25 protein-coding genes are annotated in these 25,890 nt (G+C 69.6%); 9 read left to right on the top strand and 16 right to left on the bottom strand.

Annotated elements, in window-relative coordinates:
* Positions 1-25: 25 nt before the first annotated feature.
* Positions 26-559, top strand: a complete 534-nt coding sequence (gene ahpD / locus E9232_RS02020; RefSeq protein WP_309791826.1) for an alkylhydroperoxidase, AhpD family — start codon at positions 26-28, stop codon at positions 557-559.
* A gap of 154 nt (positions 560-713) precedes the next feature.
* A complete protein-coding gene (gene lepB, locus E9232_RS02015; RefSeq protein ID WP_309791824.1) occupies positions 714-1,487 on the top strand; it encodes a signal peptidase I in 774 nt (257 codons plus the stop codon).
* A 66-nt stretch (positions 1,488-1,553) separates the two neighbouring features.
* Here lepB and E9232_RS02010 read toward each other — a convergent pair whose 3' ends face one another.
* The 10 genes from E9232_RS02010 to E9232_RS01965 all read right to left on the bottom strand — a co-directional run bounded on the left by E9232_RS02010 (position 1,554) and on the right by E9232_RS01965 (position 11,860).
* Positions 1,554-1,901, bottom strand: coding sequence for a RidA family protein (locus E9232_RS02010; RefSeq protein WP_309791823.1), 348 nt, complete (start codon positions 1,899-1,901; stop codon positions 1,554-1,556).
* A 29-nt stretch (positions 1,902-1,930) separates the two neighbouring features.
* Positions 1,931-2,920 carry an adenosine deaminase gene (locus E9232_RS02005; RefSeq protein ID WP_309791822.1) on the bottom strand — a complete coding sequence of 330 codons (990 nt, stop codon included), beginning with the start codon at positions 2,918-2,920 and terminating at the stop codon, positions 1,931-1,933.
* 10 nt (positions 2,921-2,930) lie between these two features.
* Positions 2,931-3,887: a DMT family transporter gene (locus E9232_RS02000; protein ID WP_309791821.1), complete on the bottom strand. Its 957-nt coding sequence runs from the start codon at positions 3,885-3,887 to the stop codon at positions 2,931-2,933.
* Between the two features lie 4 nt (positions 3,888-3,891).
* Positions 3,892-5,217, bottom strand: a complete 1,326-nt coding sequence (gene deoA / locus E9232_RS01995) for a thymidine phosphorylase (RefSeq protein ID WP_309791820.1) — start codon at positions 5,215-5,217, stop codon at positions 3,892-3,894.
* A gap of 155 nt (positions 5,218-5,372) precedes the next feature.
* Entirely contained in the window at positions 5,373-5,789 is a 417-nt protein-coding gene (locus E9232_RS01990) for a cytidine deaminase (RefSeq protein WP_309791819.1), read from the bottom strand.
* Positions 5,790-5,793: 4 nt separating this feature from the next.
* Positions 5,794-6,762 (bottom strand): ABC transporter permease, encoded by a 969-nt coding sequence (locus E9232_RS01985; protein ID WP_309791818.1) that lies wholly within the window; start codon positions 6,760-6,762, stop codon positions 5,794-5,796.
* Positions 6,759-7,937, bottom strand: coding sequence for an ABC transporter permease (locus E9232_RS01980; protein WP_309791817.1), 1,179 nt, complete (start codon positions 7,935-7,937; stop codon positions 6,759-6,761). The genes E9232_RS01985 and E9232_RS01980 overlap by 4 nt, the downstream gene beginning before the upstream one ends.
* Positions 7,934-9,517, bottom strand: a complete 1,584-nt coding sequence (locus tag E9232_RS01975; RefSeq protein WP_309791816.1) for an ABC transporter ATP-binding protein — start codon at positions 9,515-9,517, stop codon at positions 7,934-7,936. Before E9232_RS01975 ends, E9232_RS01980 begins: the two co-directional genes overlap by 4 nt.
* Positions 9,518-9,535: 18 nt before the next feature.
* Positions 9,536-10,531 (bottom strand): BMP family lipoprotein, encoded by a 996-nt coding sequence (locus E9232_RS01970; protein WP_309791814.1) that lies wholly within the window; start codon positions 10,529-10,531, stop codon positions 9,536-9,538.
* Between the two features lie 369 nt (positions 10,532-10,900).
* Entirely contained in the window at positions 10,901-11,860 is a 960-nt protein-coding gene (locus tag E9232_RS01965) for a transcriptional regulator GcvA (RefSeq protein ID WP_309791813.1), read from the bottom strand.
* A gap of 151 nt (positions 11,861-12,011) precedes the next feature.
* Here E9232_RS01965 and E9232_RS01960 point away from each other — a divergent pair, with 151 nt between their 5' ends.
* Positions 12,012-12,224: a DUF1127 domain-containing protein gene (locus tag E9232_RS01960; RefSeq protein ID WP_309791812.1), complete on the top strand. Its 213-nt coding sequence runs from the start codon at positions 12,012-12,014 to the stop codon at positions 12,222-12,224.
* Between the two features lie 142 nt (positions 12,225-12,366).
* Here E9232_RS01960 and E9232_RS01955 read toward each other — a convergent pair whose 3' ends face one another.
* Positions 12,367-14,277: an LVIVD repeat-containing protein gene (locus E9232_RS01955; protein WP_309791811.1), complete on the bottom strand. Its 1,911-nt coding sequence runs from the start codon at positions 14,275-14,277 to the stop codon at positions 12,367-12,369.
* 571 nt (positions 14,278-14,848) lie between these two features.
* Between E9232_RS01955 and trhA the strand changes: the two genes are divergently transcribed.
* The gene (gene trhA, locus E9232_RS01950) at positions 14,849-15,505 is read left to right on the top strand and encodes a PAQR family membrane homeostasis protein TrhA (RefSeq protein WP_309791810.1); all 657 of its coding nucleotides are present in this window, start codon (positions 14,849-14,851) and stop codon (positions 15,503-15,505) included.
* A 79-nt stretch (positions 15,506-15,584) separates the two neighbouring features.
* Positions 15,585-16,649 carry a DUF2333 family protein gene (locus tag E9232_RS01945; RefSeq protein WP_309791809.1) on the top strand — a complete coding sequence of 355 codons (1,065 nt, stop codon included), beginning with the start codon at positions 15,585-15,587 and terminating at the stop codon, positions 16,647-16,649.
* Between the two features lie 166 nt (positions 16,650-16,815).
* On the opposite strand, the gene E9232_RS01940 is transcribed toward E9232_RS01945, so the two are convergent.
* From E9232_RS01940 to E9232_RS01930, 3 genes are all read right to left on the bottom strand, one after another.
* Entirely contained in the window at positions 16,816-17,304 is a 489-nt protein-coding gene (locus E9232_RS01940) for a hypothetical protein (protein WP_309791808.1), read from the bottom strand.
* Between the two features lie 86 nt (positions 17,305-17,390).
* The gene (locus tag E9232_RS01935) at positions 17,391-18,461 is read right to left on the bottom strand and encodes an FUSC family protein (protein ID WP_309791807.1); all 1,071 of its coding nucleotides are present in this window, start codon (positions 18,459-18,461) and stop codon (positions 17,391-17,393) included.
* 82 nt (positions 18,462-18,543) lie between these two features.
* Positions 18,544-19,482, bottom strand: a complete 939-nt coding sequence (locus tag E9232_RS01930) for a LysR family transcriptional regulator (RefSeq protein WP_309791806.1) — start codon at positions 19,480-19,482, stop codon at positions 18,544-18,546.
* Positions 19,483-19,620: 138 nt separating this feature from the next.
* Between E9232_RS01930 and E9232_RS01925 the strand changes: the two genes are divergently transcribed.
* From E9232_RS01925 to E9232_RS01915, 3 genes are all read left to right on the top strand, one after another.
* Positions 19,621-20,670 carry an aromatic ring-hydroxylating dioxygenase subunit alpha gene (locus tag E9232_RS01925; RefSeq protein WP_309791805.1) on the top strand — a complete coding sequence of 350 codons (1,050 nt, stop codon included), beginning with the start codon at positions 19,621-19,623 and terminating at the stop codon, positions 20,668-20,670.
* Positions 20,671-20,891: 221 nt separating this feature from the next.
* Positions 20,892-22,139: a molybdopterin-dependent oxidoreductase gene (locus E9232_RS01920; RefSeq protein WP_309791804.1), complete on the top strand. Its 1,248-nt coding sequence runs from the start codon at positions 20,892-20,894 to the stop codon at positions 22,137-22,139.
* A 15-nt stretch (positions 22,140-22,154) separates the two neighbouring features.
* The gene (locus E9232_RS01915; RefSeq protein ID WP_309791802.1) at positions 22,155-22,487 is read left to right on the top strand and encodes a c-type cytochrome; all 333 of its coding nucleotides are present in this window, start codon (positions 22,155-22,157) and stop codon (positions 22,485-22,487) included.
* Between the two features lie 56 nt (positions 22,488-22,543).
* Here the strand turns inward: E9232_RS01915 and E9232_RS01910 are convergent, their stop codons facing one another.
* The gene (locus E9232_RS01910) at positions 22,544-23,497 is read right to left on the bottom strand and encodes a phytanoyl-CoA dioxygenase family protein (RefSeq protein WP_309791801.1); all 954 of its coding nucleotides are present in this window, start codon (positions 23,495-23,497) and stop codon (positions 22,544-22,546) included.
* A 303-nt stretch (positions 23,498-23,800) separates the two neighbouring features.
* Between E9232_RS01910 and E9232_RS01905 the strand changes: the two genes are divergently transcribed.
* Positions 23,801-24,664 carry a helix-turn-helix domain-containing protein gene (locus E9232_RS01905; RefSeq protein ID WP_309791800.1) on the top strand — a complete coding sequence of 288 codons (864 nt, stop codon included), beginning with the start codon at positions 23,801-23,803 and terminating at the stop codon, positions 24,662-24,664.
* Positions 24,665-24,675: 11 nt separating this feature from the next.
* Here E9232_RS01905 and E9232_RS01900 read toward each other — a convergent pair whose 3' ends face one another.
* Positions 24,676-25,764 carry an SEL1-like repeat protein gene (locus tag E9232_RS01900; protein WP_309791799.1) on the bottom strand — a complete coding sequence of 363 codons (1,089 nt, stop codon included), beginning with the start codon at positions 25,762-25,764 and terminating at the stop codon, positions 24,676-24,678.
* Between the last annotated feature and the right edge of the window lie 126 nt (positions 25,765-25,890).

Genomic DNA, 25,890 nt, shown 5'->3' with positions numbered 1-25,890 from the left:
TTTTCCCTGTCCGCCGGAGCACCCGATGTCGATTGACACGCTGAAGGCCGCCCTTCCCGACTACGCCAAGGACCTGAAGCTCAACCTGTCCTCGGTCCTGACCCCGCCCGGCGTGACCGCGCAGCAGATCTGGGGCACCGCGCTGGCCAGCGCCTTCGCCTCGCGCAACGTCACGGTGATCAAGGCGATCGCCGCCGAGGCGGCGCAGCATCTGTCGCCCGAGGCGCAGACCGCCGCGAAGACCGCCGCGGCGATCATGGGCATGAACAACATCTACTACCGCTTCACCCATCTGGTGTCCGAGAAGGATTACGCGACGCTGCCGGCGCGGCTGCGCATGAACGCGATCGCCAATCCCGGCATCGATCATGTCGATTTCGAGCTGTATTCGCTGGCGGTCTCGGCGATCAACGGCTGCGGCATGTGCATGGACAGCCATGAGCAGGTCGTGGCCAAGAAGGGCGTCGGCAAAGACGTGGTCCAGGCGATCATCCGCATCGCCTCGGTGGTCCACGCCGTGGCCGCCACGCTGGATGCCGAGGAGAAGCTGGCCGCCTGACGGCCCGGCTTTTCGGCACGGCACAAGGCCCGCCCCGGCGGGCCTTTTTGCTGTCCGGGCCTCGGCTGCGGCCAAAAGATCCTGTCCCATTCGTAACTTTACCGAAGCCGGGCGCGGCGCGAAGGTCGGGCGCTCGGCTTCGGAGGTGCGGGACATGGCGATCGACACGGCATCGCAGGACGGCGGATCGGCGCGGCGCTGGCTGCGCGGCATCGGTGAGCTGGCGGCGCTGCTGCTGCTCATCACCGCCGCCAAGACGGCGATCGCGGAGCCGTTCTACGTACCCTCCGGCTCGATGGAGCCGACCCTGCAGATCGGCGACGAGCTGATCGCCACGAAATATCCCTATGGCTACGGCACGGCGTCCCTGCCCTTCGGCCTGACCCTGGCCGGCGACGGCCGTATCTTCGGCCGGGTGCCGGCGCGCGGCGACGTCGTGGTGTTCCGCTGGCCCGGCGACCCCTCGCAGACCTGGGTCAAACGGGTGGTCGGCCTGCCCGGCGACCGCATCGCCATGCATTCCGGCCGCCTGTGGATCAATGGCGAGCCGGTCGGGCTGCGGCCGGACGGCGACGGCCGGGTCGAGCGCGAGAACGGCACCACCGGCCCCGCCGCCCGCTTCGTCGAGACCCTGCCGGGCGGGGTCAGCCACCCGATCCTCAAGCTGGCCGCACACGCGCCGCTGGACGAGATGCCGGAGGTCACGGTGCCGGTCGGCGACCTGTTCGTGATGGGCGACAACCGCGACGATTCCGCCGACAGCCGGCTGTCGGTCGCATCCGGCGGCGTCGGCTTCCTGCCGGTCGGCGACCTGGTCGGCAAGGCCGAGGCGGTGGTGGCGTCCTGGGACCTGGGCCGGCGGTCGCAGCCAGTCTGGACCTGGCCGTCCGGGCTGCGCCTCGACCGCTTCCTGTCGGCCATTGATTGACCGATCGATCGGTGAATTCAGCGGGTTGGGTTCCCTGTGGGAACCCAACCTCGCCTCAGAGCAAACTCAGATCGCCGCGGTGACCTGGATTTCGACCCGGTATTCCGGGCTGGCCAGCTTGCTTTCGACCGTGGCGCGGGCCGGGGTGTTGCCGGGCGACACCCACTTGTCCCAGGCCGCGTTCATCGCCGCGAAATCGGCGATGTCGGCCAGCCAGATGTTGGCGGTCAGCAGCTTGGTCTTGTCGGTGCCGGCCTCGGCCAGCAGCGCGTCGATCGTGGCCAGGATCTGGCGGGTCTGGTCGGTCACATCAGGGGTCGGCTTGTCGGCGACCTGGCCAGCGGTGAACACGCGGCCGTCATGGATGACGGCGGCGCTCATGCGCGGGCCGACGCCGATGCGCTTGATGGTCATGTCGGTTCTTCCTTCTTCCTCAGGGTTGATCAGGACTCCAGGCGGGCCAGCAGCCGCGCCCGGGTGGGTTCGTCGACGAAGGCGGCCTGCAGCGCGGTGCGGGTGACCTGCCGCAGCGCCGCGTCGTCGAGATCGAAATGCCGTTCCGCCACCGCATATTCATGGCCGATGGTGGTGGCGAAATAGGGCGGGTCGTCGCTGTTCAGCGTCACCTTCACCCCCGCCTCCATCAGCTTGCGCAAGGGGTGGGCGCGGTAGTCGGGATAGACCTTGGTGGCGATGTTGCTGGTGGGGCAGACCTCGAGCACGATACCGCGGTCGGCCAGTTCCGTCACCAGGGCGGGATCCTCGATCGAGCGCACGCCGTGGCCGATGCGGCCGACCGGCAGGCGCAGCGCCGCCCACACGCTTTCCGGCCCCGCCGCCTCGCCGGCGTGGACGTTGCAGGCCAGCCCGGCCTCGTCATGGGCGATGCGGTAGGTCTGGGCGAACAGCTGCGGCGGGAACCCGGCCTCGTCGCCGCCCATGCCGAAGCCGGTGACCAGCGGGTGCTGGTGCCGCACCGCGGCCTTGGCCACCTCGACCGCCCGCTCCGCCCCCAGATGGCGGACGCAGGTGACGATGATGCGGGATTCGATGCCGGTCTCGGCCCGCGCATCCTCGATGCCCTGGACGATGCCGTCGAGATGGCCCTGGTAGGACAGGCCGGCCGCCGCGGCATGGTCGGGCGACGACATCAGCTCGACATAGATCGCGCCTTCGGCGGCACAGGCCTTGAGGTATTCGTAGGTGACGTCGCGGTAGTCCTGCTCGGTCCGGATCACCGTGCTGGCGGCGTCATAGACCTTCAGGAAATGCAGGAAGGTGGTCCAGGCGAAGTCGCCCGCCGGCGTGAACAGATCCGCCGGCAGGGCCATGCCGTGCCGCGCCGCCAGGCGGCGGACCAAGTCCGGGCTGGCCGCCCCTTCCAGATGCAGGTGAAGCTCCGCCTTCGGCAGCATCGCCGTCTCCTTACTCACAATCCTGGGCTCATGACGCCGGCGCCCCGCTCTCGCCCGCCGGGTCGGCCGCGGCGCCGGCTGGCGAGGCCGGTGCCTTGTGCCGGGTCTCGCGGTGGACGATGTAGAGGCCGCTGGCGATGACGATGCCCGAGCCGACCCAGATCCACAGATCGGGCATGTCGCCCCAGATCAGGAAGCCCAAGCCCACGCCCCAGATCATGCCGGTGTATTCGAACGGCACCACGATCGACGGCGTGGCCACGCGATAGGCCTGCGCCATCATGATCGCGCCGATGCCGCCGAGCAGCCCGAGCACGGCCAGCAGGCCGGCATCCGCCCAGGTCGGCGTCACCCAGACGAAGGGCATCTGCACCCCGGCGACGGCGACGATGACGAGGGTGGCGTAGAAGATCAGCGAGGCGTTGCTCTCGGTCCGGCTGTAGAGGCGCACCAGCACCATCGACAGGGCGTAGGCCGCGGTGGCGAGCAACGCGATGGCGCCGCCGCCGCCGAAGGTTCCGCCGCCGCCCGGTCGGATCATGATCAGCACCCCGGCGAAGCCGACCAGCACCGCCAGCCAGCGCCGCGTCCCGACCTTCTCGCCCAGGATCGGCACCGACATCGCGGTGATGAACATCGGCGCGGCGAAGCCGATGGCGTAGGCGTCGGCCAGCGGCATCACCGCGAAGGCCCAGAAGAAGCCGAAGGTGCCGATGACGCCGACCAGGCCGCGCAGCAGATGGGCCCCGACCCGCTGGGTGCGCAGCGCCTGCAGCCCCGGCGGGCGCAGCAGCATGACCAGGGTCGGCACCAGCCCGATCGAGGCCCGGAAGAACACGATCTGGGCGATCGGATAATCCGCCGACAGCCATTTGATCATCGCGTCCATGATGCACAGGATGAACACGCCGCCGGCATAGAGGGCGATGCCCTGCGCCGCTGACTGCCGGGCGACCGGCTGGCGTGTCGGGGCCTGTGCGTTCATGGCTTCAGGCGATCCGTTCGGCGACCAGCGGCGGCTGCGCCGGCGCAATCTCGGCCACCGCCATGGCGGCGCGGATCGCCGCCTCGGCCCGGGCCGCCGACGCCTCGTCCCGCGCATGCAGCAGGGCCAGTGGCCGGCCGCCCGGCCCCACCGCCTCGCCGATCGCGGCGATCCCGGTCAGGCCGACGGCGTGATCGACGCCGTCCTCCGGCCGGGTGCGGCCGCCGCCCAGCGCCACGATGGCGACGCCGATGGCGCGGGCGTCGACCGCGGCGACCACGCCCGCGCGGTCCGCCAGGATCGGCCGGACCAGCGGCGCCGCGGGCAAATGGCGGTCGGCCCGCTCCAGGATGTCGACCGGGCCGCCCAGCGCCGCGACCATGCAGGCGAAGCGCTCCGCCGCAGCACCACTGGCCAGGGCATGCTCGACCTTGACCCGCGCCGCCGCAGTGTCGGCAGCCAGCCCGCCGATCACCAGCAGCTCGGCGGTCAGCTGCGCCGTGACCTCCCACAGCCGCTCGTCGCGGGGCCCGCCGGTCAGCAGCTCGATCGATTCCCGGACCTCGACCGCATTGCCGGCGGTGCGGCCCAGCGGCTGGTTCATGTCGGTCAGCAGCGCCGTGGTCGGCAGCCCGCCGCCGGTGGCGACGTCGACGATCGACCGGGCCAGGGCGCGGGCGTCATCGATGTCGCTCATGAAGGCGCCGGTGCCGAACTTGACGTCCATCACCAGCCCGTCCAGCCCGGCGGCCATCTTCTTCGACAGGATCGAGGCGGTGATCAGGTCGATCGATTCGACCGTGCCGGTGACGTCGCGGATGGCGTAGATGCGGCGGTCGGCCGGGGCGATGTCGCGGGTGGCGCCGACCACGGCGCAGCCCGCCGACCGCACCACCCGCTCCAGCTGCTCGGTCTCGGGCTGGCTGATATAGCCCGGGATCGCATCCATCTTGTCGAGCGTGCCGCCGGTGTGGCCCAGGCCGCGGCCGGAGATCATCGGCACGAAGCCGCCGCAGGCGGCGACGATCGGGGCCAGGATCAGGCTGGTCTTGTCGCCGATGCCGCCGGTCGAATGCTTGTCCAGCACCGGGCCGGGCAGGTTGGCGCCGGACCAGTCCAGCACCCGGCCGGACTGGGCCATGGCGCGGGTGAAGGCCACCCGTTCCGGCATGGTCATGCCGCGGAAGAACACGGCCATGGCGAAGGCGGCGATCTGGGCGTCGGTGACGCTGGCATCGACCGCGCCGCGCACCATCGCCTCGATCTCGGCGGCGTCCAGCTCGGCCCCGTCGCGCTTGCGGCGGATGATCTCCTGCGGCAGCAGCGCCATGTCAGCGGCACCCCGTCGACGGGGCCGCGGCAGGCCGGCGCAGGCGCCCGGCAAGGATCTGGGACATGGCGACACCCCTCGGGCGAATCCGCTTGGACGCGGTTGGTTTCTTACTAGGACGGGAACGGCGGGGACGCCAGCGCGCTTCTGAAACGTCAGTCCTGCAGGTTCTCCGGCCCGAAGGAATGCGGCAGCAGGGCGTCCAGGGTGGTGGTCAGGCGCAGGCCTTCCGGGCCGCAGACATGCACCGGCGTGTCGCCGCGGGCGAATTCGCGGATGCGCTGGCGGCAGCCGCCGCAGGGGGTGCACAGCAGCGTGTCGCCGGCCTCGCCGCCGATCACCACGATCTCGGCGATCGCCCGGTCGCCGGCCGCGACCATCACGCCGATCGCCGTCGCCTCGGCGCATTGGCTCTGCGGATAGGCGGCGTTCTCGACATTGCAGCCGGCATGGATGCGGCCGTCCGGGGTGCGGATCGCGGCACCGACCGGGAAGTGCGAATAGGGCACATGGGCATGCGCCCGCGCGGCGGTCGCCGCCTGGAACAGGGCCTCGAAGCCGGGATCGGACATGGGCTCAGCGTTCCTTGACATAGGGCACGCCGCTGGCCTTCGGCGCCGTCGCCCGGCCGATGAAGCCGGCGAGCAGGACGACCGTCAGGACATAGGGCAGCGCCTGGATGAGCTGGACCGGGACCTCGCCGAAGCCGGGGATGATGGTGCCCTGCAGCCGCGCCTCCAGCGCGTCGAGCAGGCCGAACAGCAGGCAGGTCAGCATCACCGGCCAGGGCTTCCACTTCGCGAAGATCAACGCGGCCAAGGCGAGATAGCCCTTGCCCGCCGTCATGTCGCGGCCGAAGGAGGCGTTCTGCGCCACCGACAGGTAGGTCCCGGCCATGCCGCAGAGCACGCCGGTCAGGATCATCGCCTGGTAGCGCAGCCGCGCCACCGAAATGCCGGCGGTGTCGACCGCGGCCGGGCTTTCGCCCACCGCGCGCAGCCGCAGGCCGAAGCGGGTGCGATAGACCACCCAGGCGGTCAGCGGCACCGCCAGGAAGGCGATATAGACCAGGATCGAATGGCCGGAGATCAGGTCCGACCAGATCGGCCCGACCACCGGCACGTCGCGCAGGGCGTCGGCGAATGGCAGGGTGATCTGCTGGAACCGGGCATCGCCCTCCAGCGGCGGGGTTTGGCCGCCCCGCTGGTACCAGGCGATGCCGAGCGTGACCGTCAGGCCCGAAGTCAGGATGTTGATGGCGAGGCCGGAGACCACCTGGTTGCCGCGATGGGTGATCGAGGCGTAGCCGTGCAGCAGGGCGAGCACGACCGAGACGACGACGCCCATGCCCAGCCCGGCCCAGGCCGAGCCGGAATAGGCGGCCATCGCCGCCGAGGCGAAGGCGGCGGCCAGCATCTTGCCTTCCAGCCCGATATCGACCAGCCCGGCCCGTTCGGCGAACAGCCCGGCCAGCGCGGCCAGCACCAGCGGCGTCGAGGTCCGGAGGGTGGCATCGAGCAGGGCGATGACGTCGAGCAGGGTCATCCGGCGCTTCCCCCTGCCGGCTGCAGCGCCGGCGTGCGCCGCCGGAACAGTGCCTCGATCTTCGGCCGGAACAGGTTCTCCAGCGCGCCGGCGAACAGGATCACCAGGCCCTGGATCACCACCACCATGTCACGGGTGATCTCCGGCATGTCGAAGTTCAGCTCGGCGCCGCCCTGGTACAGCGCGCCGAACAGCAGCGAGGCGAAGATGATGCCGAAGGGATGGTTGCGCCCCATCAGCGACACCGCGATGCCGACGAAGCCGGCCCCGGCGACGAAGTTCAGCAGGATGCGGCGCTGCACCCCCATGATCTCGTTCAGGGCGATGAAGCCGGACAGGGCGCCGGAGATGCACATCGCCAGGATGATCACGCCGGCGACCGAGATGCCGCCATAGACCGCCGCGCGGGGGTTCAGCCCCACCGTCCGCAGCGCATAGCCCCAGCGGGTGCGCCAGATGAAGATCCAGACGAACACGCAGCAGGCCAGCGACCACAGGAAAGAGAGGTTCAGCGGCAGGCGCCGCAGCTTCACCCCGAACCAGGCCATCACCTCGGTGATGGTCGGCAGCGTCGTGTTGGCGGCGAAGGCCCGGCTTTCCGGCGATTGCTGGCCCGGCGCGATCAGCACATGCACCAGCAGATAGACCATCAGCGACGCGGCGATGAAGTTGAACATGATCGTCGTGATGACGATGTGGCTGCCCCGCTTGGCCTGCAGATAGGCCGGAATGAAGGCCCAGGCGGCGCCGAACAGTGCGGCCGCGATGATCGCCAGCGGCAGCACCAGGACGAAAGGCAGGAAATCGAGGTACAGGCAGACCAGGCCGGCCCCGAGCCCGGCGATATAGGCCTGGCCCTCGACCCCGATGTTGAACAGCCCGGCATGGAAGGCCACGGCCACGGCCAGCCCGGCGAAGATGAAGTTGGTGGTGTAGTAGAGCGTGTAGCTCCAGTTCGGGAAGTTGCCGAAGGCGCCCTTCAGCAGCAGCCCGGCCGCCCGCACCGGGGTGTAGAGAAACTCCGCCCCGCTCAGCGTCCCGGCGGAATACTGGCCCCAGTAGATCAGCAGCACCACCAGCCCGGCGGCGATGAAGGCCAGCACCAGGTTGACCGCCGGGATCAGGCCGATCGACACCCAGCGCGGCACATCGGCCGGGCGACCGAGCACGCTCATTCCGCCGCCTCTTGCTGGACCCCGGCCATCATCAGGCCAAGGGATTGTTCGGAGGCGCCTTCGGCCGCGACCTCGCCGACGATCATGCCGTCGAACATCACCAGGATGCGGTCGGCCAGCGAGCGGATCTCGTCGAGCTCGACCGACACCAGCAGGATCGCCTTGCCGCTGTCGCGCAGCGCCACCAGGCGGCGGTGGATCGCCTCGATCGCGCCGATATCGACGCCGCGGGTCGGCTGGCCGACCAGCAGCACCTTGGGGTCGCGCTCGACCTCGCGGCCGACGATGATCTTCTGCTGGTTGCCGCCGGAGAAGTTGGCGGCCTTGAGATGCGGGTTCGGCGGCCGGACGTCGTAGTCCCGCATCAGCTGGCCGCAATTCTCGACCACCTTGCGGCCGTCGGTCAGGACCGCGCCGTTGAAGGCCGGGTCGTCGTGATGGCCGAGGATCGAGCATTCCGCCGCGCTGAAGGCGGTGACCAGCCCGTCGCGGTGCCGATCCTCCGGCACATGGCCGACGCCGAGGGACCGCAGGGTCCGGGCATCGACCCGGGGCAGACTGGAGAGCGCCTTGCCGCCGACCACGATGTCGCCCTTGGCCGGCTTGACCATGCCGGCGATCGCGGCCAGCAGCTCCGACTGGCCGTTGCCGGACACGCCGGCGATGCCGACGATCTCGCCGGCGCGCAGGGTCAGCGACACGTCCTTGACCCGCCGCACGCCCTGGCCGTCGACCACGTCGAGGTCGCGCACCTCCAGCAGGGTCTCGCCCGGCCGGGCCGGGGTCTTGTCGACGCGCAGCAGCACCTTGCGGCCGACCATCATCTCGGCCAGCTGCTCGCGGCTGGTCTCCCTGGTGGCGACGTTGGCGACGACGCGGCCCTGCCGCATCACCGTCACCGCATCGGTGATCGCCATGATCTCGCGCAGCTTGTGGGTGATCAGGATCACCGTCTTGCCCTGCGCCCGCAGCGCCGCGAGGATGCGGAACAGGTGGTCGGCCTCCTGCGGCGTCAGCACGCCGGTCGGCTCGTCCAGGATCAGGGTGTCGGCGCCGCGGTACAGCGCCTTCAGGATCTCGACCCGCTGCTGCAGCCCGACCGGCAGGTCGCCGACCACGGCGTCGACCGGCACTTCGAGCGTGTATTCGCGCTCCAGCCGCTGCAGCTCGGCCCGGGCCTTGGCCTTGCCGCCTGCCAAAAGGGCGCCGCCCTCGGCGCCCAGGATCACGTTCTCCAGCACGGTGAAGGGTTCGACCAGCATGAAGTGCTGGTGGACCATGCCGATGCCGGCGGCGATGGCGTCGCTGGACGAGGTGATCCGCTTCACCGCGCCGTTGACCAGGATCTCGCCGCTGTCGGCCTCGTAGAAGCCGTAGAGGATCGACATCAGCGTCGACTTGCCGGCGCCGTTCTCGCCGATGATGCCGTGGATCGTGCCGGGCGCGATGGTCAGCGACACGTCCTGGTTGGCCTTGACCGGGCCGAAGCTCTTGCTGATGCCGCGCAACTCGATGGCCGGCGGGGCCCCGTTGGGGGCTCCGCCTACCGTCGCGGCGCGGGTCACGCCATCATTGCTCATCGCGGTCGGATACCGCCGTCACATCGGGCAGGAGTTGTCGGTGCGGTAGTCGACGACCTTGATCGAGCCGTCGATGATGCCCTTCGACACCGTGTCGACCTTGGCCTTCATCTCCGGCGTGATCAGCTTGGCGTTGTTCTCGTCGGCGGCCCAGCCCACGCCGTCCTCCTTGAGGCCGAGCACGTTGACGCCGGGCTTGAACTTGCCGTCCTGGGCCGTCTTGAAGACGTTGTAGGCGGCGACGTCGACCCGCTTGACCATCGAGGTCAGGACCGAGCCGGGATGCAGCATGTTCTGGTTGCTGTCGACGCCGATCGACAGCTTCTTGGCGTCGGCCGCGGCCTGCAGCACGCCCAGGCCGGTGGCGCCCGCGGCGGCGTAGACCACGTCGGCGCCGCGATCGAACTGGCTGCGCGCCAGCTCGCCGCCCTTGGTCGGGTCGTTCCAGGCGGCCGGCGTGGTGCCGGTCATGTTCTGCAGCACGGTGATCTTCGGGTTGATGTAATGCGCACCCTGGACATAGCCGCAGCCGAAGGCGCGGATCAGCGGGATGTCCATGCCGCCGACGAAGCCGACCGAGCCGGTCTTCGACGCCATGGCGGCGAGCACGCCGACCAGGAACGAGCCCTCCTGCTCCTTGAACACGATCGACTGCACGTTCGGCTTCTCGACCACCGCGTCGATGATCGCGAACTTCACGTCGGGGAATTCGTCGGCCACGATCTCCAGCGCCGGGGCCTGGGCGAAGCCGACGGCGATCACGACATTGGCGCCGTTCTCGGCCATGCGGCGCAGCGCCTGCTCGCGCTGGGATTCGTTGGTCACCTCGAACTCGGCGATCTTGACGCCGGATTCGTCGGACCACTTCTTCGAGCCGTTGTAGATGCCTTCGTTGAAGGAGCGGTCGAACTTGCCGCCCATGTCGAAGACCACCGCCGGCTTCACCTCGTCGGCGAAGGCGGCACCGGCGACCAGCGCCGTGGAGAGGGCGAGGGCGGAAAGAAGGTTTTTCATTGTTGAACGACGCTCCCTGTCAAACCAAGTGTCAGAACATATCTGCCATGCGCATGGGGCGCCAGCGCCGTGAGCCGGTTGCGGCCTCGGCGGCACAGGACCGAATGCACAGGATGGAATGGATATGGAGAGGCCGCCCGGGCGGGCTGGCGGTCGCGGCGCCGCGACATCGGATGCCGTCGTCATCATGTCTCCCAGGGGCTCGATCCCGACAGCGTCGGAAGACGACGAACCGCAAGCCTTAGATCCCGTGGCGCCGCACCCGGGTTTCCGCCGGATTGAGAGCAGCGCCGCCTCTCCTGGGGACGAACCGTAACGAAAACCTGACCAAACGGTCAAAGCATATTTTCGCGCTGAAAATCAGTATTATTATCGCTCGGCCGCGGAGGCCGCGGCCGACGGCACGACGTCGCTGGAAATCCCCCCGGCCTCGGCCGCGGCGGCCACCAGCCAGTCGCGGAAGGCCCGGATCGCCGGCCGGTCGACCGCATCCGGCCGGCACAGCAGGTAATAGGCGTAGTCCGCCACCTGGACGTCCGGGAACGGCCGGACCAGGCGGCCGCGCACCAGGTCGTCGGCCATGATCGAGCTGCGGCCGAGCGCGATGCCTTCGCCCGCCACTGCCGCCTCCAGCATCATGTGGCTGTCGCTGTAGCGCGGCCCCCGCCGGTGGTCGACCTCGTCGAGGCCGAAATGCACCAGCCAGTGCTGCCAGGTCACCCACGGCTCGTCGTCGCCGGTCAGCACGTCGTGGATCAGGGTGTGGCGGCGCAAATCGTCCGGCCGGCGCAGCCCGTTCGGCCCCTCCAGCAGCGCCGGGCTGCACACCGGGAAGATCTCGTCGTCGAGGAAGCGTTCGACATGCAGGCCGGGCCAGCCGCCGCGGCCGTAGCGCAAGGCGATGTCGACCCGTTCGCGCCGGAAATCCACCGGCGTGTGCTGGGCCCGGACCTCGATCTCGACGCCGGGGTTGAGCCGGCGGAACGAGGGCAGCCGCGGCAGCAGCCAGCGTACGGCGAAGGACGGCAGCACGGTGACCGAGACCACGGTCTGCAGCCCGTCGCCGCGGGTGCGCGCCACCGCCTCGGCCAACCGGTCGAAGCCGCGGGTCAGCTGCGGCGCCAGCACCTTCGCCTGTTCGGTCAGCACCAGGCCGCGCGGCAGGCGCTGGAACAAAGCGAGGCCGAGATGCGCCTCCAGCGCCTTGACCTGGTGGCTGATCGCCGCCGGGGTGACCGCGAGCTCGTCCGCCGCATCGACGAAGCTGAGGTGGCGCGCGGCCGCTTCGAAGGCGCGGAGGGCGTTGAGCGGAGGCAGGCGGCGCGCCATCGGTTCGGCTCCCTCACGCGATAGATTTTCTAAGTCTTAGCACGAGAAAGCGTCATTTGTCGAAGCCGGACCGAAAGCACACTTATGAACGTGAGGCAGGACGCAACCCACGCAGAAATGTCCCGCCTCAGAGAACTGAAGGAGACCTGTCATGTCCGTCATCGGAGTTCCGCTCACCGCTTCCCGCCGCGACCTTCCCGCCCCGGGCCTGGTCATGCGTCTGGTCGACCGGCTGCTGGACTGGCAGGACCGTGAGCGGCAGCGCCGCCACCTCTCCAGCCTCGACGACCATATCCTGGCCGATGTCGGCCTGACTCATGGCGATGTCGAGGAAGAGTCCCGCAAGCCGTTCTGGCGCGCCTGACCTTCGGGCGGCTTTCCGAACACCGTCATTGCGAGCGCAGCGAAGCAATCCATGCATCCGCTCATGCGGACCGATGGATTGCTTCGTCGGCTTCGCCTCCTCGCAATGACGGCGAGGGAACGGGCCTTCTGAAAAGATCTCGCTAGAGCTTGATGATCTGCAGGCCGCCCGTCCCTGTGAACACGAACAGCCGGCGACCCGGCATCACCCGCAGCCGGTTGGCCTGGGCCGGAAGCTGATATCGATTCAGCGAGGTCGGCTGGCGCGGATTGCGCACATCGACCTCCTCGACATTGCCGTCCGCCGCGACGAACACCGATCCAGAGCCGAGCGCGATCGCCCGGTCACCCCCGCCGGCCGCGTAGAAGCCGAGGCGGACCGGCCGGCTCGGCTGGCTTACATCCAGGATGTGCAGGCCGGTCGAGCAGCGCAGATGGACGGTCCGGGCGTCGTCGCTGAGGGCCAGGTCGCTGGCGAATTCGCAATCGTCGCTGTAGCGCCCGACCTCCCGGATCTGCGAGGGGTTGCCGACATCGAAGATGCGCAAGCCCCCCGGAGGACCTCCCGCGCTGTCCGCCGCGGTGGCCGCGAACAGGAACCGTCCGGCCAGTTGCAGCCGCTCGACCCGGGTGTCCACCGCAACCGCGTTGCGCACCACCGGGCGGGCCGGGTTCGACACGTCGACCGACGTCACCGACCCGCCATTGGTGGCCGTGCCGAGATAGACCTGCCGGCCCTTCCCCGCGATCGCCGAGGAGAATTCAGCCGGCAGGCGCCCCAGCTCGCGCGGCGCCGACGGGTTGCTGAGATCGGCGATGATCAGCCCGTAGCCCCAGGCCGCCAGATAGGCCCGCCGGCCGTCGACCGCCATGTCCTCGAAGGCGCGGGCCTGCTTGGCCTTCGGCAGGTCGGCGTCGAACCGTCCCGTCGGCGTCAGGTCGGCGTCATCGGCCGCGCTCAGCCCATAGCCGTTCTGCAGCAGGACCAGGCTGCGGTCGATCAGGGCCGCGTCCCGGACATCGGCACCGCCCGGGGTGTCGACGACGCTGGCCAGGCGCGGGGAGGCCGCTTTGCCGGTGTCGAACAGCGCCAGCTGGTCGGTGGTGGTGGCCACCCAGCCGAGCTGGCCATGCACCGTGGTGGTCTCCGCGGCGAAGGCGTTGGCGAAGTCGGCGCGACCGACCCGGCGGACCGGAACGCGCAGGCTCCAGACGCTGACGCCGGAGGCCCCGAAGCCATAGGCCTTGTCGCCGGCGACGAAGCCGTTGAACAGGGCCTCGTCCGGCCCCGCGCTGCCCCACAGCAGCGGCGGACCGCCCCAGGGCGGCAGGTAGTACAGGTTGACGCTCAGTCCGAACCCGACCGCGAGCGGCCAGGCGAATTGCAGGCGGAAATTCTCGAACCCGTCCAGATTCGCGCTGGTCACCCTCTTGGGCAGATTCTTCCGGCTGTTGTCGAACACCTGCAGCAGGGTGTCGTCGATCATCGTCCGGGCAGAGGTGAAGATGCGGCCACCGGAAATGCCGACCACATCGGCGGGGCCGCTCTCGACCACCCGGATGGCCCGGGGGTACAGCGGATCGGCCAGGGAGTGGACGACCAGCCCGCGCGCGTTGTCGAACGCGTAGAGGAAATCGCCGTCGATCGCGATCGCCGAGATGTCTTCGGCCGCCGCGTTCTTCCGCAGGGTGCCGCCATCGATCAGGCGCGGGCGCGCCGGATCGAGCAGGGAATAGATCGCCAGGCCGGAGGTGCCGTCCTGTCGTCGCCAGCCGGCGTAGAGATACCGGCCGCGCGACGCGATCGAGCTGATCACGCCGGCCAGCGGCTGCCGGCGCGTGTCGCCCGCCAGCCGCGGCGCCTCTGGGTTCCGGTAGTCCCAGGCCGTGACGGTGGATCCGGCCGAGAGATAGACGAAGTCGCCCTGCTTGAGGGGGACGCCGATCCGGCCGCCAAAGGCCGTCTGGTTGGCCCGCGTCGCCAGGTCCTGCGCCAGATCCTGCGAATGGGCGAGGCCCACGCCGGAGATCGCGAGGGCCAGCGCCAGCGCCAATTGCTTTGAATACCGAAGTGTCGTCTGCCGCACGCGCTCCGATAATCTCGTCGTTGCAGATGTTCTCACGACCGACTCCTTTTTGATTGGGTTGGCTTTCGGCACGTCTGTCGAGGACAGGGGTCGCGTCGTCGATCCGGTCTCAGGACGGAATCGGCGACGTCCCGGTCTTTCCCGGACGAAATCTCAAGGGGAGGCGGACGAACTCACGAAGGACATGCTGCACGATCGACGCAGGCATGGATGCAAGTTCGCCTCCCCTGGACTATTCGATCTCGGAAACATCGAAATCTATGGATCCTGCGGCGAAGCGCCGATCCTAAGATTCGAATCTGATCTTTACCATCACAAATGAAACGAAATCTGACAAGCGGATTTGCTGGATCAAAAAACGACATATTGAGATCTATTCAATATTGTTCGAAATTAGATTCGTTTGCTTCCGATCATCACTCTTGTTTTCCTTGTCCGGCAGCTTGCCGAAGGGCGGGGGGCTCGCCGCGGCGATCGACGCGTCTCATGGCGGATCGCGCCCCGTGGCGACGGCGGGATCCGATGCTAGATTGATGCCATGACCGAAGGGATCACTGCCCACACCGAGACCCTGGCCGAGGAGATCGCCAATGCGGTCACCCATGGCATCGGCGCCGCCCTGGCCGTGGCCGGGCTGGTGGTGCTGCTGGTCCTGGCCAGCCTCTATGGCGGCGCGCTCGAGATCGTCAGCCTCGCGATCTACGGCGCGACTTTGGTGCTGACCTATGTCGCCTCCACCCTGCTGCATGCGGCGCGCTCCCCCGGCTTCAAGCACGCCTGCAACCTGCTGGACCACGCCTCGATCTACCTGCTGATCGCCGGCACCTACACGCCGTTCCTGCTGCTCGGCGTCAGCGGCCCCTGGGGCTGGACGCTGTTCGGCGTGATCTGGGTCCTGGCGATATCGGGGGTGGCGCTGCGCCTGACCTATCGCGGCTATGGCAAGCGCATCGCGGTGCCGCTGTATCTCGCCATGGGCTGGCTGATCCTGGTCGCGATCGGCCCGGTCTGGAGCGCGCTGGGCGGCGCCGGGGTCGGCTGGATCCTGGCCGGCGGCCTGGCCTACACCGCCGGCGTGGCCTTCTATGTCTGGGAGCGGCTGCCGTTCAACCACATGATCTGGCACCTGTTCGTGCTGGCCGGCAGCGCCCTGCACTTCACCGGCATCCTGGTGACGGTTACTCCGGGGGGATGACGCCAGACAGCGGGGGGCTGGCACCAAAGCGTCGCCATCGCCATTCTGTCGCATGGGATCACCAAGCGATGAGGCGAATGTGAGTCAGAAGCCGGAGGACACGTTCCAGGAGGATCTCGCCGCATCCGGCGTCGCGCCGGCGCGGCGCGGCTGGGGCGCCCGGCTGGGTGGCCTGTTCCGGCGCCGCGCGCCTGCGGCCGCCCCGCCCCCCGTCGGTGGCGGCGGGCGCTGGCGCCGCACCATCCTGCTGGGCGTCGGCGGCCTGGTGATCCTGTTCGTGCTGTACATGGCGGTCGGCGCCTTCGTGGTGCACACGGTCGACGACGATCCGGACTTCGCCGTGGCCTCGCCCCTGGCCAATGGCAGCAAGGCGGTCGAGATCGCCGCGGCGCTGATCGAGCGCGAGACCGGCGACGCCCATCGCTGGACCGCCAACGACCCGTTCTTCCTGCCGGGATCACTGCTGGACAACATGCCGAACTACCAGCAGGGCATCATCTACGCCCTGTCGCGCTTCACCGCCGAGATGGGCGACCAGATCGGCCGGTCCCGCGGCTCGTCACAGGTGGACCCGGACCTCGACCGCGCCACCGGCCTGCTGCGCTATCCCGGCACCATCTGGCTGTTCGACCTCAGCACCTCCTGGGCGCCGACCGCGTCGTCGGAATCGCAGTACCGCGCCGCCGCCCGGGCGCTGCGCAGCTACAACGAGCGGGTCGCCGCCGGCACCGCGCCGTTCGAACGGCGGGCCGACAACCTGCTGCAGACGGTCGACCGCTTCGCCGCCGACCTCGGCTCGCAATCCTCGGTCATCGCCGACCATATCGAGGCCAGCCGCGGCTGGCTGATCGACACCCGGGCCGATGACATCTTCTATTCCACCAAGGGAAGGCTCTACGCCTATTTCCTGGTGATGCGCGCGCTGGGGCAGGATTTCGACGGCGTCCTCGCCCAGTCCGGCGCCACCAAGATCTGGGCCGAGATGGTCGACAACCTGCGCGAGGCGGCGGAGCTGCAGCCGCTGGTGGTGATGAATGGCCGCGCCGACGCCATGTTCCAGCCCAACCACCTGGCGGCCCAGGGTTTCTTCCTGCTGCGGGCCCGCACTCAGATGCGCGAGCTGTCCAACGTGCTGCGGAATTAGACGTAGCGCAGCCCGAAGGCGGATGATTTTGGGTCAGGTCCCACCGGAAGGACCAAATCACGCGTTGCCTCTCCCGCCAGGCGGGAGAGGCAATCTATGACGCTGACTGTCAGCGCGGTCCCAACGGCCCCAGCGTCGCGACACACAACCGGGCGGACAGGCCCGGTCAGCGCCCCAGAGTGATGACGACCGCGTCGCCGCCGAGGCTGAGCATCAGCCCGGTGCGCTTGGCCATCAGGTGCAGGATCACGCCCTTGTCGTTCTTCAGCCACAGCTGGCCGCCGCTCTTGTCGCCGAAGGCGAAGCCGTAGCGGCCCTGGACATAGGCGCCTGAGAGGTCCTCGACCTTCTTGAGGCCGTAGACCTCGCCATTCGCCTCGATCGTCGACACCCCGATGCCGCCGATCCCCAGCCCGCCGACCTTGAACGGGTAGCTGCGGCCCTGGTAGCGCAGGGTGCCGCTGCCGGCGTCGCCGCTGCCGATGAAGGCGGCCTGGACCTGGTGCATCTCGACCGTGCCGTCCGGCTTCTGGCCGTCGACCACCGCGTTCGGGTTGTCGGCGGTCTGCATGCGGCCGCCGCAGGCGGCGAGCAGCAGCATCAATCCGGCGGTCGCCATGCGGGCGGGCCGGCGCATCCAATGGGTGTGGTTCAAAACCCCTCCTGAAACCGATGACGATCAATGCGGCGAGCGTGTCGCCGATCGTGCCGGGACGCAATCGGGGAAACGCCCACCGGCCGTCATTCCTTGGCCGCGCCCTCCCCCGCCTGCTCGCGCAGCCGCTCCGCCAGATCGGCGAGGTTGTCGCGGATCTGGGCGAAGGTGAAGGCGATGGCGAAGGCCTGGCCGAATTCGTGCCCGTCCAGGTCGCCGCCGGCGCCGCGCAGGGCGTCGACGCTGCTCTGCAGCGCCGCGACGGCGTGGTCGAGCGCGGCGCCGTCGCCCAGCGTCGCCTTCGCCTCCACCGCCGCCGCCAGCGCCGTCATCCGCTTGGTCGCCGCCGTCACCGCCTGGTCCAGCGTCGCCCCCAGCGCCGCCTTGACCGGGGCCGAAAGCGGCGCCTCCGAGGCGCGGCCCAGGATGATCTCGCTGTGCCACAGGCGGCGGACCGACCGGATGATCGGCGCCGGGTCGGCCGGGCCGATCAGGGTGCCGACGCGTTCGCGCCGGGCCTCGCCGATCTGGGTGTCCGCCTTGGCCAGTGTCTTGCGCAGGCGCAGGTTCAGGGCCGCGGGGTCGGCGCCCGACCCGCCGAGCCGCCCGGCCAGCAGGGTCAGCAGGGCGGCGCAGTCGCCCAGCGCCTCGGCGGCGCTGTCGCGCAGATGGTCGCCGGCCCGGGCCGGCAGCACCAGCAGCGCCGCCAGCACGCCGACCACGCCGCCCAGCCCGATCTCCGACACCCGCTGGAAGGCGGCGCCCAGCGGGTCGGCATGGGTGGGGTCGGCCAGCATGACGATGGCGGCCGAGACCGGCCCCAGCCGCAGGTTGGGCTTGCGCGCGCCGATGTAGACGGTGACCAGCATGACCACCAGCAGCACCGCGCCGGTGCGGATCGGCGACGGGCCCGACAGCATCGCGCCCCCGATCCCGAGCACGGCGCCGAGCAGCGTGCCGAGCAGCCGGTCGAAGGCCGCGCCCAGCGTGGCGCCCAGGCTGGCCTGCATGACGATGACCGTGGTCAGCACCGACCAGTAGCCTTTGGACAGGCCCAGCGCATCGGCCAGGGCATAGGCCACGACGGCGGCAATGGCGGCCCGCGCCGCCTGGCGCAGATGGATCGGGTCAAGCGCGATGCGCGGCAGGCGGATCATGGCGACTCCGGTGCGACGGCGACAGCATGCCAGAGACCACATGACGGTCGCAGCCTCGGCATGCGCCTCCCGCGCGATCGCGTCAGGTGGTCGCGGCCGGTGGGGCGGACAGCACCCCCTGCCGTTTCGCGATCGAGACGATCCAGGACCGGAATTCGGGGCCGAAGGGCTTGGCCAGGGCGGCGCGGTCCCAGGCCAGGAAATAGGGGAAGGGCAGCCGGATGCGGTGGTCCACCGGGATCACCAGCCGGCCCGCCGCGACGTCGTCGGCGATCATCGCCAGCTGGCCCAGCACCACGCCACGGCCGCTGACCGCCGCGTCGATCGCCGATCCCGACAGCGAATAGGTCAGGTCGCTGCGGGCCTCGACCGCCTCCAGCCCGGCGCTGCGCGCCCAGTCCGGCCAGGCCGGCAGGGCATCGGGCGACAGGTCCCAGTCGATGCCGAGCAGCGGCAGCGCCAGGACGTCCGCCGGACTCTTGATGACCCGGCCCGCCAGCAGGGCCGGGGCGCAGGCCGGCACGATCCAGTCGGTGAACAGCTCGGCGTAGTGGTCGAAGCGCCGGACCTGGTCGCCATAGGTGATGCGGAAATCGGTCTGGTCGGCGCCGATGCGCGGCTCGACCTCGGTGCCGATCAGGTGGATCGGCGCGCCGGGATGGCGGTCTTGCCAGTCGAACAGCTGGTGGCCCAGCCATTTGCTCGCGACCGAGGGCAGGCAGCTGACCACCAGGCCGCTCCGGGTCCGCGCCCGGGTCAGGGTCTCCTGCGCGGCCCGCAGCCGATCGAAGCCCTGCACGATCTCGCCATGGTACAGCCGGCCCCAATGGGTCAGCTCGACGCCCTTGCCGCTGCGTTCGAGCAGCCGCACCCCGAGCGCATCCTCGATCCGCCGGATCTGCTGGCTGACGGCCCCGGGCGAGACCGCGAGTTCGGCCGCGGCGTCGGTGACGCTGCCGCGCCGGCCGACCGCCTCGAACGCCTGCAGGGCCCGCAAGGGCGGCAGCTTTTCCACGCGCATCCACCCGGTGATATCGCGGCGACATTTTAGTTTTCCTAAATCAGAACGCAAGCGAAGCCGGCTTGTCCCGGCCCTGCAGAGGCTCACAATCGGGCAGCTCAAAAAGCCGCCACGGGCCATGCCCGGAAGGGGAACGCCATGTATCTGCGCAACGCCTGGTACGTCGCCGCCTGGGACCACGAGGTCGGGCGCGACCTCACCCCCGTCACCCTCCTCAGCGAGGGGGTGGTGCTGTACCGCCGGCAGGACGGGGCGGTGGCGGCGCTGGAGGACGCCTGCCCGCACCGCAAGCTGCCGCTGTCGATGGGCCGCCTCAAGGGCGACGAGGTCGAATGCGGCTATCACGGGCTGACCTTCGACTGCAGCGGCGCCTGCACCCGGGTACCCGGCGCCGAGCGCATCCCGCACGTCGCCCGCGTCCGGTCCTATCCGGTCGAGGAGCGCTACGGCCTGGTCTGGATCTGGATGGGCGAGGCGGCGAAGGCCGACCCGGCGCTGATCGTTCAGGTCGAGCATTACGGCGACCCAGCCTGGGGGCTGAACCGCGGCGAGTCGATGATGCTGGAATGCCACTACCTCTATATGACCGACAACCTGCTCGATCCGTCGCACGTCGCCTGGGTGCACCAGGGTTCCTTCGCCGGCGCGGGCTGCGAGGAGACGCCGCTGCAGACCACGGTCGGCGCGGACGGGGTCACGGTGTGGCGCTGGCTGCTGGATGCCGAGCCCGCCCCGTTCTACGCGCCCTTCCTGAAGTTCCAGGGCCACTGCGACCGCAAGCAGCATTACGAGGTGCGCTATCCCGGCCATGCCATCATCCGGGCGGTGTTCACCCCGGCCGGCACCGGCGGCGAGGGCCGGCCGGCGCATCCCGACGTCTTCCTGATGGACAGCTACAACTTCATGACCCCGATCGACGAGAACCGGACCCGCTATACCTGGTTCCAGATGCGGAACTTCGCCCCCGACGACGTCGAGGTCTCGCGCCAATTCGCGGCCTCGGTGCGCGGCGCCTTCGAGGAGGACGCGGCCGTGCTGCAGGCGGTGCATCGCGGCATGGCGACCAAGCGCACGCCCAATCTCGACCTCAAGATCGATGCCGGGCCGATGCGCTTCCGCCGCCGCCTGGCCAAGCTGATCGCGGCCGAGGCGGAAGCTGCCGGCGGGCGAGCCGCGGCGGCGGAATGACCACGGGCTTCCGCCGGCTGACGATAACCTCGTTGGGCTCCGAACATCGATCGCCTCGTGCGATCGGAACAATCGAATCAATCCGTTGGACCGATGGATGGTCCGCCTGTCATCGTTCCCGACGATCACCGATGACTGTCAGACACGTCTCCGATCGGCCCAGGCGTGCCGCGCACCACCGGATGACGTGAGATGATCACCGCGGACCATGGAGGTCGACGATGCCTGCGAAGCTGGAAGACGAACCGCATTGGCACGCGATGACGCGCCGGCGCCTGCTCGGCTCCGCGGGGCTGGGCGGCCTGGCCATGATGTCCGCCCCCGCCTGGGCGCAGGCGATGGTCGATCTGCCCCTGCCCGGTGGGCCGCAGGCGCGATCGATCACGACCGGGTTTCCCCAGAAGGGACCCATGATCCTGCAGCGGACGCGACCGCCGCTGCTGGAGACCCCTTGGGAGGTCTTCGACAAGGGCGTGTTCACGCCCAATGACCAGTTCTACGTGCGCTGGCATTGGGCCGTCATCCCGACGGCGATCGATGTCGGCACGTTCACGCTCGCGGTGCGGGGCCACGTCAATCAGACGCTGTCCTTGTCGCTGAGCGACCTGCTCCATGGCCTGCCGCGGGTCGAGCTCGCCGCGGTCAACCAGTGCTCCGGCAATTCCCGCGGCTTCTACCAGCCGCGTGTGCCGGGCGCGCAATGGGCGAACGGTGCCATGGGCAACGCAGTGTGGGCCGGCGTGCGGCTGAAGGACGTGCTGGACCGGGCCGGGGTGAAGCCCGGGGCGGTGCAGGTGCGCCTGCGCGGCCTGGACGAGCCGGTGGTCGACGACGCGCCGCACTTCATGAAGTCGCTCGACATCGACCATGCGCGGGACGGCGAGGTGATGATCGCCTACGCCATGAACGGCGAGCAGCTGCCGCTGGTGAACGGATTCCCGCTGCGGCTGGTCGTGCCCGGCTGGTACGCGACCTACTGGGTCAAGATGCTGAGCGACATCGAGGTGCTGGACCAGCCCGACACCAACTACTGGACCAAGACCGCCTACACCATCCCCGACACGCCGCGCGCCGACATCAAGCCGGGCCAGACCGGCGTGCCGGTGGTCCCGATCAACCGCATGGTGCCGCGGTCCTTCGTCACCAGCATCGCCGCCGGCGCCGCCGTGCCGGCCGGCAAGCCGGTGCCGCTGCGCGGCATCGCCTTCGGCGGCGATTGCGGCGTCTCGGCCGTGGATGTCTCGATCGACGGCGGCGGCAGCTGGCGGCCGGCAAAGCTGGGCCCCGACCAGGGCCAGTACGGCTTCCGGCAATGGGAGGCGGAGATCACGCCGCCGGCGCCGGGGAAATGCACCGTGTCGGTGCGCTGCACCAACAGCCGCGGCCTGGCCCAGCCGGACACGCCCAACTGGAACCCGTCCGGCTTCATGCGCAACGTCATCGAGACGACCGACCTCGTGGCGGCCTGAGGGGGGATCGCAGCCATGCTTCGCACCCTATCCACCGCCGCCGGCCTGCTGGGCCTCGCCCTCGTTGCCTGGTCCGCCCATGCGGCGCCGCCCTTCGAGCTGAAATCGGTCTCGGTCGACCTGCCGGACAGCGACCGGATGTTTCCGGGCGGCCCGGAGGCGGACGCGATCAACAACAACTGCCTGGCCTGCCATTCCGCCGGCATGGTGCTGACCCAGCCCACCCTGTCCGAAGCCGCCTGGACGGCGGAGGTCAACAAGATGATCAACACCTACAAGGCCCCGGTGGCGCCTGAGGATGTCGCCGCGATCATCGCCTATCTGACCAAGCTGCCGGCCGCTAAGTAAGGCCGGCCGCCGGGCGGGGCGACGGCCCAGCTGACGCGCCGCGCGGCGGTTCGGGCCTACTCTTCCCAGGAGGCCAGGCCGAGCAACTTCTCGCCCAGCGGGGTCAGCTCGGCGCGGTCGTAGCGGGTCTTCTCCCATTCGCGCGGGTCGCCGGGGAAGGCGTAGCCCTGCGGCGGCTCGCGGTCGCGCCAGGATTGGATGCGCCAGTCGCGCAGCTGGGCGTTGCCCTCGTCGGCCGGGGTCATCGAGATGTACTGCGCCATCCGCACCCGGTCCTGCGACCGGTTCGGCCGGATGCCGTGCGCCAGCAGGCTGTTGAAGATCAGCAGGTCGCCGGCCTTCATCGAGATGTTCTTGATCTCGAAGCCGGCGGTGTCGGGCGCCCAGGGGTTGCGGTCGGCCGGCTGGGTCTTCCGCCACTCCTCCAGCGTCCGGAACAGCTCGGGCACACATTGGAAGCCGCCGGTGTCGGCATCGGTGTCGACCAGCGACAGCACGCCCTGGCAGTTCACCGGCAGCGGCGTCAGCGAGGTGTCGGCGTCCCAGTGGATGAAGCCGTTGAAGCCGCGCGCCTGCCGGTTGGGCGGGTTCAGATTGGCGCGGTCGATGGTGACCCACAGCCGCTCGGTGTCCCAGATGTCGACGAAGGCGTCGTAGATCCGCGGGTGCTGGCGGTTGTCCCACAGCCGCTGGTGATTGTAGATCTCGACCATGCCGCTGTTGTTCAGCTCCTTCATCGCATGGTCGCGCAGCTGCGGCTTGTGCCAGCTCTCCGGGTCGGTCCGGTCCAGCTCCTGGAACTCCCACAGCAGGTCGACCGTGCGCTCGACATTCTCGGGCGGCACCGCGTTGGGGACGACGACATAGCCCCAGGTGATCCAGTGCCGCCAATCGTCCTCGGACAGCACGCGCAGCGGCCGCGTCTTCTCGATGTCCTTGAGCTGGGTGTCGAAGGTATAGGAGACCGAGGCGTTGCCCGGCCGGTTGTCCCCGTACTGAAAGCGGTCCATCTCGGCGTCTTCCCCTTGAGTCTGGCCCGAACTTCGCCCCGACGGCCACCTGACGCGGTTTCTGCGCTTCCGGTACTCACGGACTCAAACGTCCGTTGCGCTCCGGTTCTCGAAAACCACGCCATCTGACTCGTCGGAACGAACCTCGAGCCAGACTCTTTGATCGGCGCGGCGGCGTTCGGCCGTCGATGGATGAGACTCTACCCCGGCTTTCGCCCGCCATGTTGCCGCCGGCTGCCGAAAACTGATACTAGAGTCGCGTCTGGTGGCAGAGCAGCCGCCCTTGAGCATCAGTTTCGGGCCATGCAGCCGATCTTCGAGAAGGTCACGGTGCCGGGGGACGCGTCCTGGACGCTCCTGAACCGCCGGCTGGACGACGCCATCCCGTTCGAATGGCACTACCACCCGGAATTCGAGCTGACGCTGACCCTGAACAGCCGTGGCCAGCGCCATGTCGGCGACCACCTCGGCCACTACGACGACGGCGATCTGGTGCTGGTCGGCCCCAACCTGCCCCACACCTGGTGCTCGCGCGAGCGGATCGACCCGGCCCGGCCGCATGTCGCGCTGGTGATGTGGTTCTCGCCGGACTGGGCGGCGCGGCTGGTCGAGCCCCTGGCTGAGCTGCGCCCGGTCGGCCGCCTGCTGGCCGAGTCCGGCCGTGGCGTCGCCTTCTCCGCCACCGCTGCGGCGGCGGTGCGGCCGGCAATCGAGGCGATGCCGGACCTGGACCCGGCGGCCCGGCTGCTGCGGCTGATCGGGGTGCTGTCGGCCCTGGCGCGGGACGACGGCCGGGCGCCGCTGGCCGCCCCGGCCCCCCTGCCCGCCACGCTGTCGGCGCCGGAGCAGCAGCGCATCGACCGGGTGCTGAACCATATCCACGCGCATTACCGCGACGAGATCCCGATCGCGGCGCTGACCGGCCTGGCCTGCCTTAGCGCGTCCGCCTTCCACCGCTTCTTCCGCCGGCACACGCGGCTGACGGTGTCGCGCTACGTCGCCCAGCTGCGCATCGGCCAGGCCTGTTCGCTCTTGATCAACAGCGACCGGCCGATCGCCCATGTCGCGGACGAGGTCGGCTATCCCAACATCGCCAACTTCAACCGCCAGTTCCGCGGCCTGAAGGCGATGACCCCGCGCGAGTTCCGCCGCAGTTTTCGGGGATAGGACAAGCCCCGTCAATCGAAGCGAGGCACCACGGTGGCGGAGCGGAGCGCCTCCAGCACCTCAGCTGAGGGCTGGCCCGTGACCGGCAGTCCCTGGCTCCGCTGGAAGGTGGCGATGGCGAGCTGGGTCTTGGGCCGTAGCCGGCCATCGGTTTGGCCCGGATCGAGGTTCAGGCTCGTCAGCAGTTGCTGGATCTCCCTGATCTCAGCCTCCGTCGCCGGCTGCTCGGGTATCGCTGCGGACTGCACGGCGGGCACATTCGATGGCGCTGCGGCCCTCGGCTGCGTCGCGCGGCTGGCGACACTCCGATTCGGGCTGGACGGGGCCCGGCTGGTCTGAGCGGACACCGTCGGCGCACCGGCGCCCGGGGCCGCCTGCAGTTTCGCCAGCGCCTCCTTGGCCGGTTCGTCACCGCCATTGGCAGCGATCCGGTACCAGCCGGCGGCGATGCGCGGATTGGGCGGCCCGAGCTGACCGACCTCATAGAGACGACCGACCTCATACGCGCCGTGCGGCCTGCCGGCGAGGCTCGCCTTGCGGAACCAGGTCATCGCCTCCCGCGCGTCGGCCGTCACGCCGATGCCGTCGCGGTAGGCAACGCCCAGGGCATAAAGCGCGTCGGGATTGCCCCGGTCGGCGGCGCGGCGGTACCAATACGCGGCGCGTTCCAGGCTTTGCGGCAGTTCCGTGCCGTTTGCGAAGCGGGAGCCCAGCCCATATTCGGCGAGCGCATCGCCGGCCTCAGCCCTCCGAACCAGCTCGCGCAGCTCGGCCGAGGCGCCGTCCGGCAGCGGAACCTGCGCGGCCGGATCGTCGTCCGCCGTGACGCCGGCGGTGCCGGACCCTTCCGGCGTCACGGTGGCAACCATAACGGCGGGCACCGCGACCGCGGGTCCGGGTGGCGGGGCCAGGACGGTGGAGACAGATGCGGCCGGCGCATCGGCTTGGGTCGACTTGCCCCAGCCGATGCCCAGATCGTCCAAGGTCGAGCAGCCGGCCACAGCGCATGCCAGCAGCGCCGCGGCGGCGCAACGGACGGCGCCCCGGGCATCGATCAGCCCGCCATGGCGCCACGTCACCTCGTTGGCCAGAGAGTTCACCCGACCTCCTCGCCGGCTTCCCGGATCTTTCGCGCTACGAATCCGTCTCTCCGGCGCCCGGTCCGGGTGCAACCGGCTTGATCCAATGCCGCGCGGCGGGATGCCTCCATCCGGAGCGCGCGATCG

The sequence above is a fragment of the Inquilinus ginsengisoli genome, from assembly GCF_031453975.1.
GTDB lineage: Bacteria > Pseudomonadota > Alphaproteobacteria > DSM-16000 > Inquilinaceae > Inquilinus > Inquilinus ginsengisoli_A.
This window is presented reverse-complemented; position numbering and strand designations above follow the sequence as displayed.

Excerpts from the sequence above, each read along its gene's own strand:
- ahpD (WP_309791826.1), top strand. The coding sequence starts at position 26 with ATGTCGATTGACACGCTGAAGGCCGCCCTTCCCGACTACGCCAAGGAC.
- lepB (WP_309791824.1), top strand. The coding sequence starts at position 714 with ATGGCGATCGACACGGCATCGCAGGACGGCGGATCGGCGCGGCGCTGG.
- E9232_RS02010 (WP_309791823.1), bottom strand. The coding sequence starts at position 1,901 with ATGACCATCAAGCGCATCGGCGTCGGCCCGCGCATGAGCGCCGCCGTC.
- E9232_RS02000 (WP_309791821.1), bottom strand. The coding sequence starts at position 3,887 with ATGAACGCACAGGCCCCGACACGCCAGCCGGTCGCCCGGCAGTCAGCG.
- deoA (WP_309791820.1), bottom strand. The coding sequence starts at position 5,217 with ATGGCGCTGCTGCCGCAGGAGATCATCCGCCGCAAGCGCGACGGGGCC.
- E9232_RS01990 (WP_309791819.1), bottom strand. The coding sequence starts at position 5,789 with ATGTCCGATCCCGGCTTCGAGGCCCTGTTCCAGGCGGCGACCGCCGCG.
- E9232_RS01985 (WP_309791818.1), bottom strand. The coding sequence starts at position 6,762 with ATGACCCTGCTCGACGTCATCGCCCTGCTCGATGCCACCCTCCGGACC.
- E9232_RS01980 (WP_309791817.1), bottom strand. The coding sequence starts at position 7,937 with ATGAGCGTGCTCGGTCGCCCGGCCGATGTGCCGCGCTGGGTGTCGATC.
- E9232_RS01975 (WP_309791816.1), bottom strand. The coding sequence starts at position 9,517 with ATGAGCAATGATGGCGTGACCCGCGCCGCGACGGTAGGCGGAGCCCCC.
- E9232_RS01970 (WP_309791814.1), bottom strand. The coding sequence starts at position 10,531 with ATGAAAAACCTTCTTTCCGCCCTCGCCCTCTCCACGGCGCTGGTCGCC.
- E9232_RS01965 (WP_309791813.1), bottom strand. The coding sequence starts at position 11,860 with ATGGCGCGCCGCCTGCCTCCGCTCAACGCCCTCCGCGCCTTCGAAGCG.
- E9232_RS01960 (WP_309791812.1), top strand. The coding sequence starts at position 12,012 with ATGTCCGTCATCGGAGTTCCGCTCACCGCTTCCCGCCGCGACCTTCCC.
- trhA (WP_309791810.1), top strand. The coding sequence starts at position 14,849 with ATGACCGAAGGGATCACTGCCCACACCGAGACCCTGGCCGAGGAGATC.
- E9232_RS01935 (WP_309791807.1), bottom strand. The coding sequence starts at position 18,461 with ATGATCCGCCTGCCGCGCATCGCGCTTGACCCGATCCATCTGCGCCAG.
- E9232_RS01930 (WP_309791806.1), bottom strand. The coding sequence starts at position 19,482 with ATGCGCGTGGAAAAGCTGCCGCCCTTGCGGGCCCTGCAGGCGTTCGAG.
- E9232_RS01925 (WP_309791805.1), top strand. The coding sequence starts at position 19,621 with ATGTATCTGCGCAACGCCTGGTACGTCGCCGCCTGGGACCACGAGGTC.
- E9232_RS01920 (WP_309791804.1), top strand. The coding sequence starts at position 20,892 with ATGCCTGCGAAGCTGGAAGACGAACCGCATTGGCACGCGATGACGCGC.
- E9232_RS01915 (WP_309791802.1), top strand. The coding sequence starts at position 22,155 with ATGCTTCGCACCCTATCCACCGCCGCCGGCCTGCTGGGCCTCGCCCTC.
- E9232_RS01910 (WP_309791801.1), bottom strand. The coding sequence starts at position 23,497 with ATGGACCGCTTTCAGTACGGGGACAACCGGCCGGGCAACGCCTCGGTC.
- E9232_RS01905 (WP_309791800.1), top strand. The coding sequence starts at position 23,801 with ATGCAGCCGATCTTCGAGAAGGTCACGGTGCCGGGGGACGCGTCCTGG.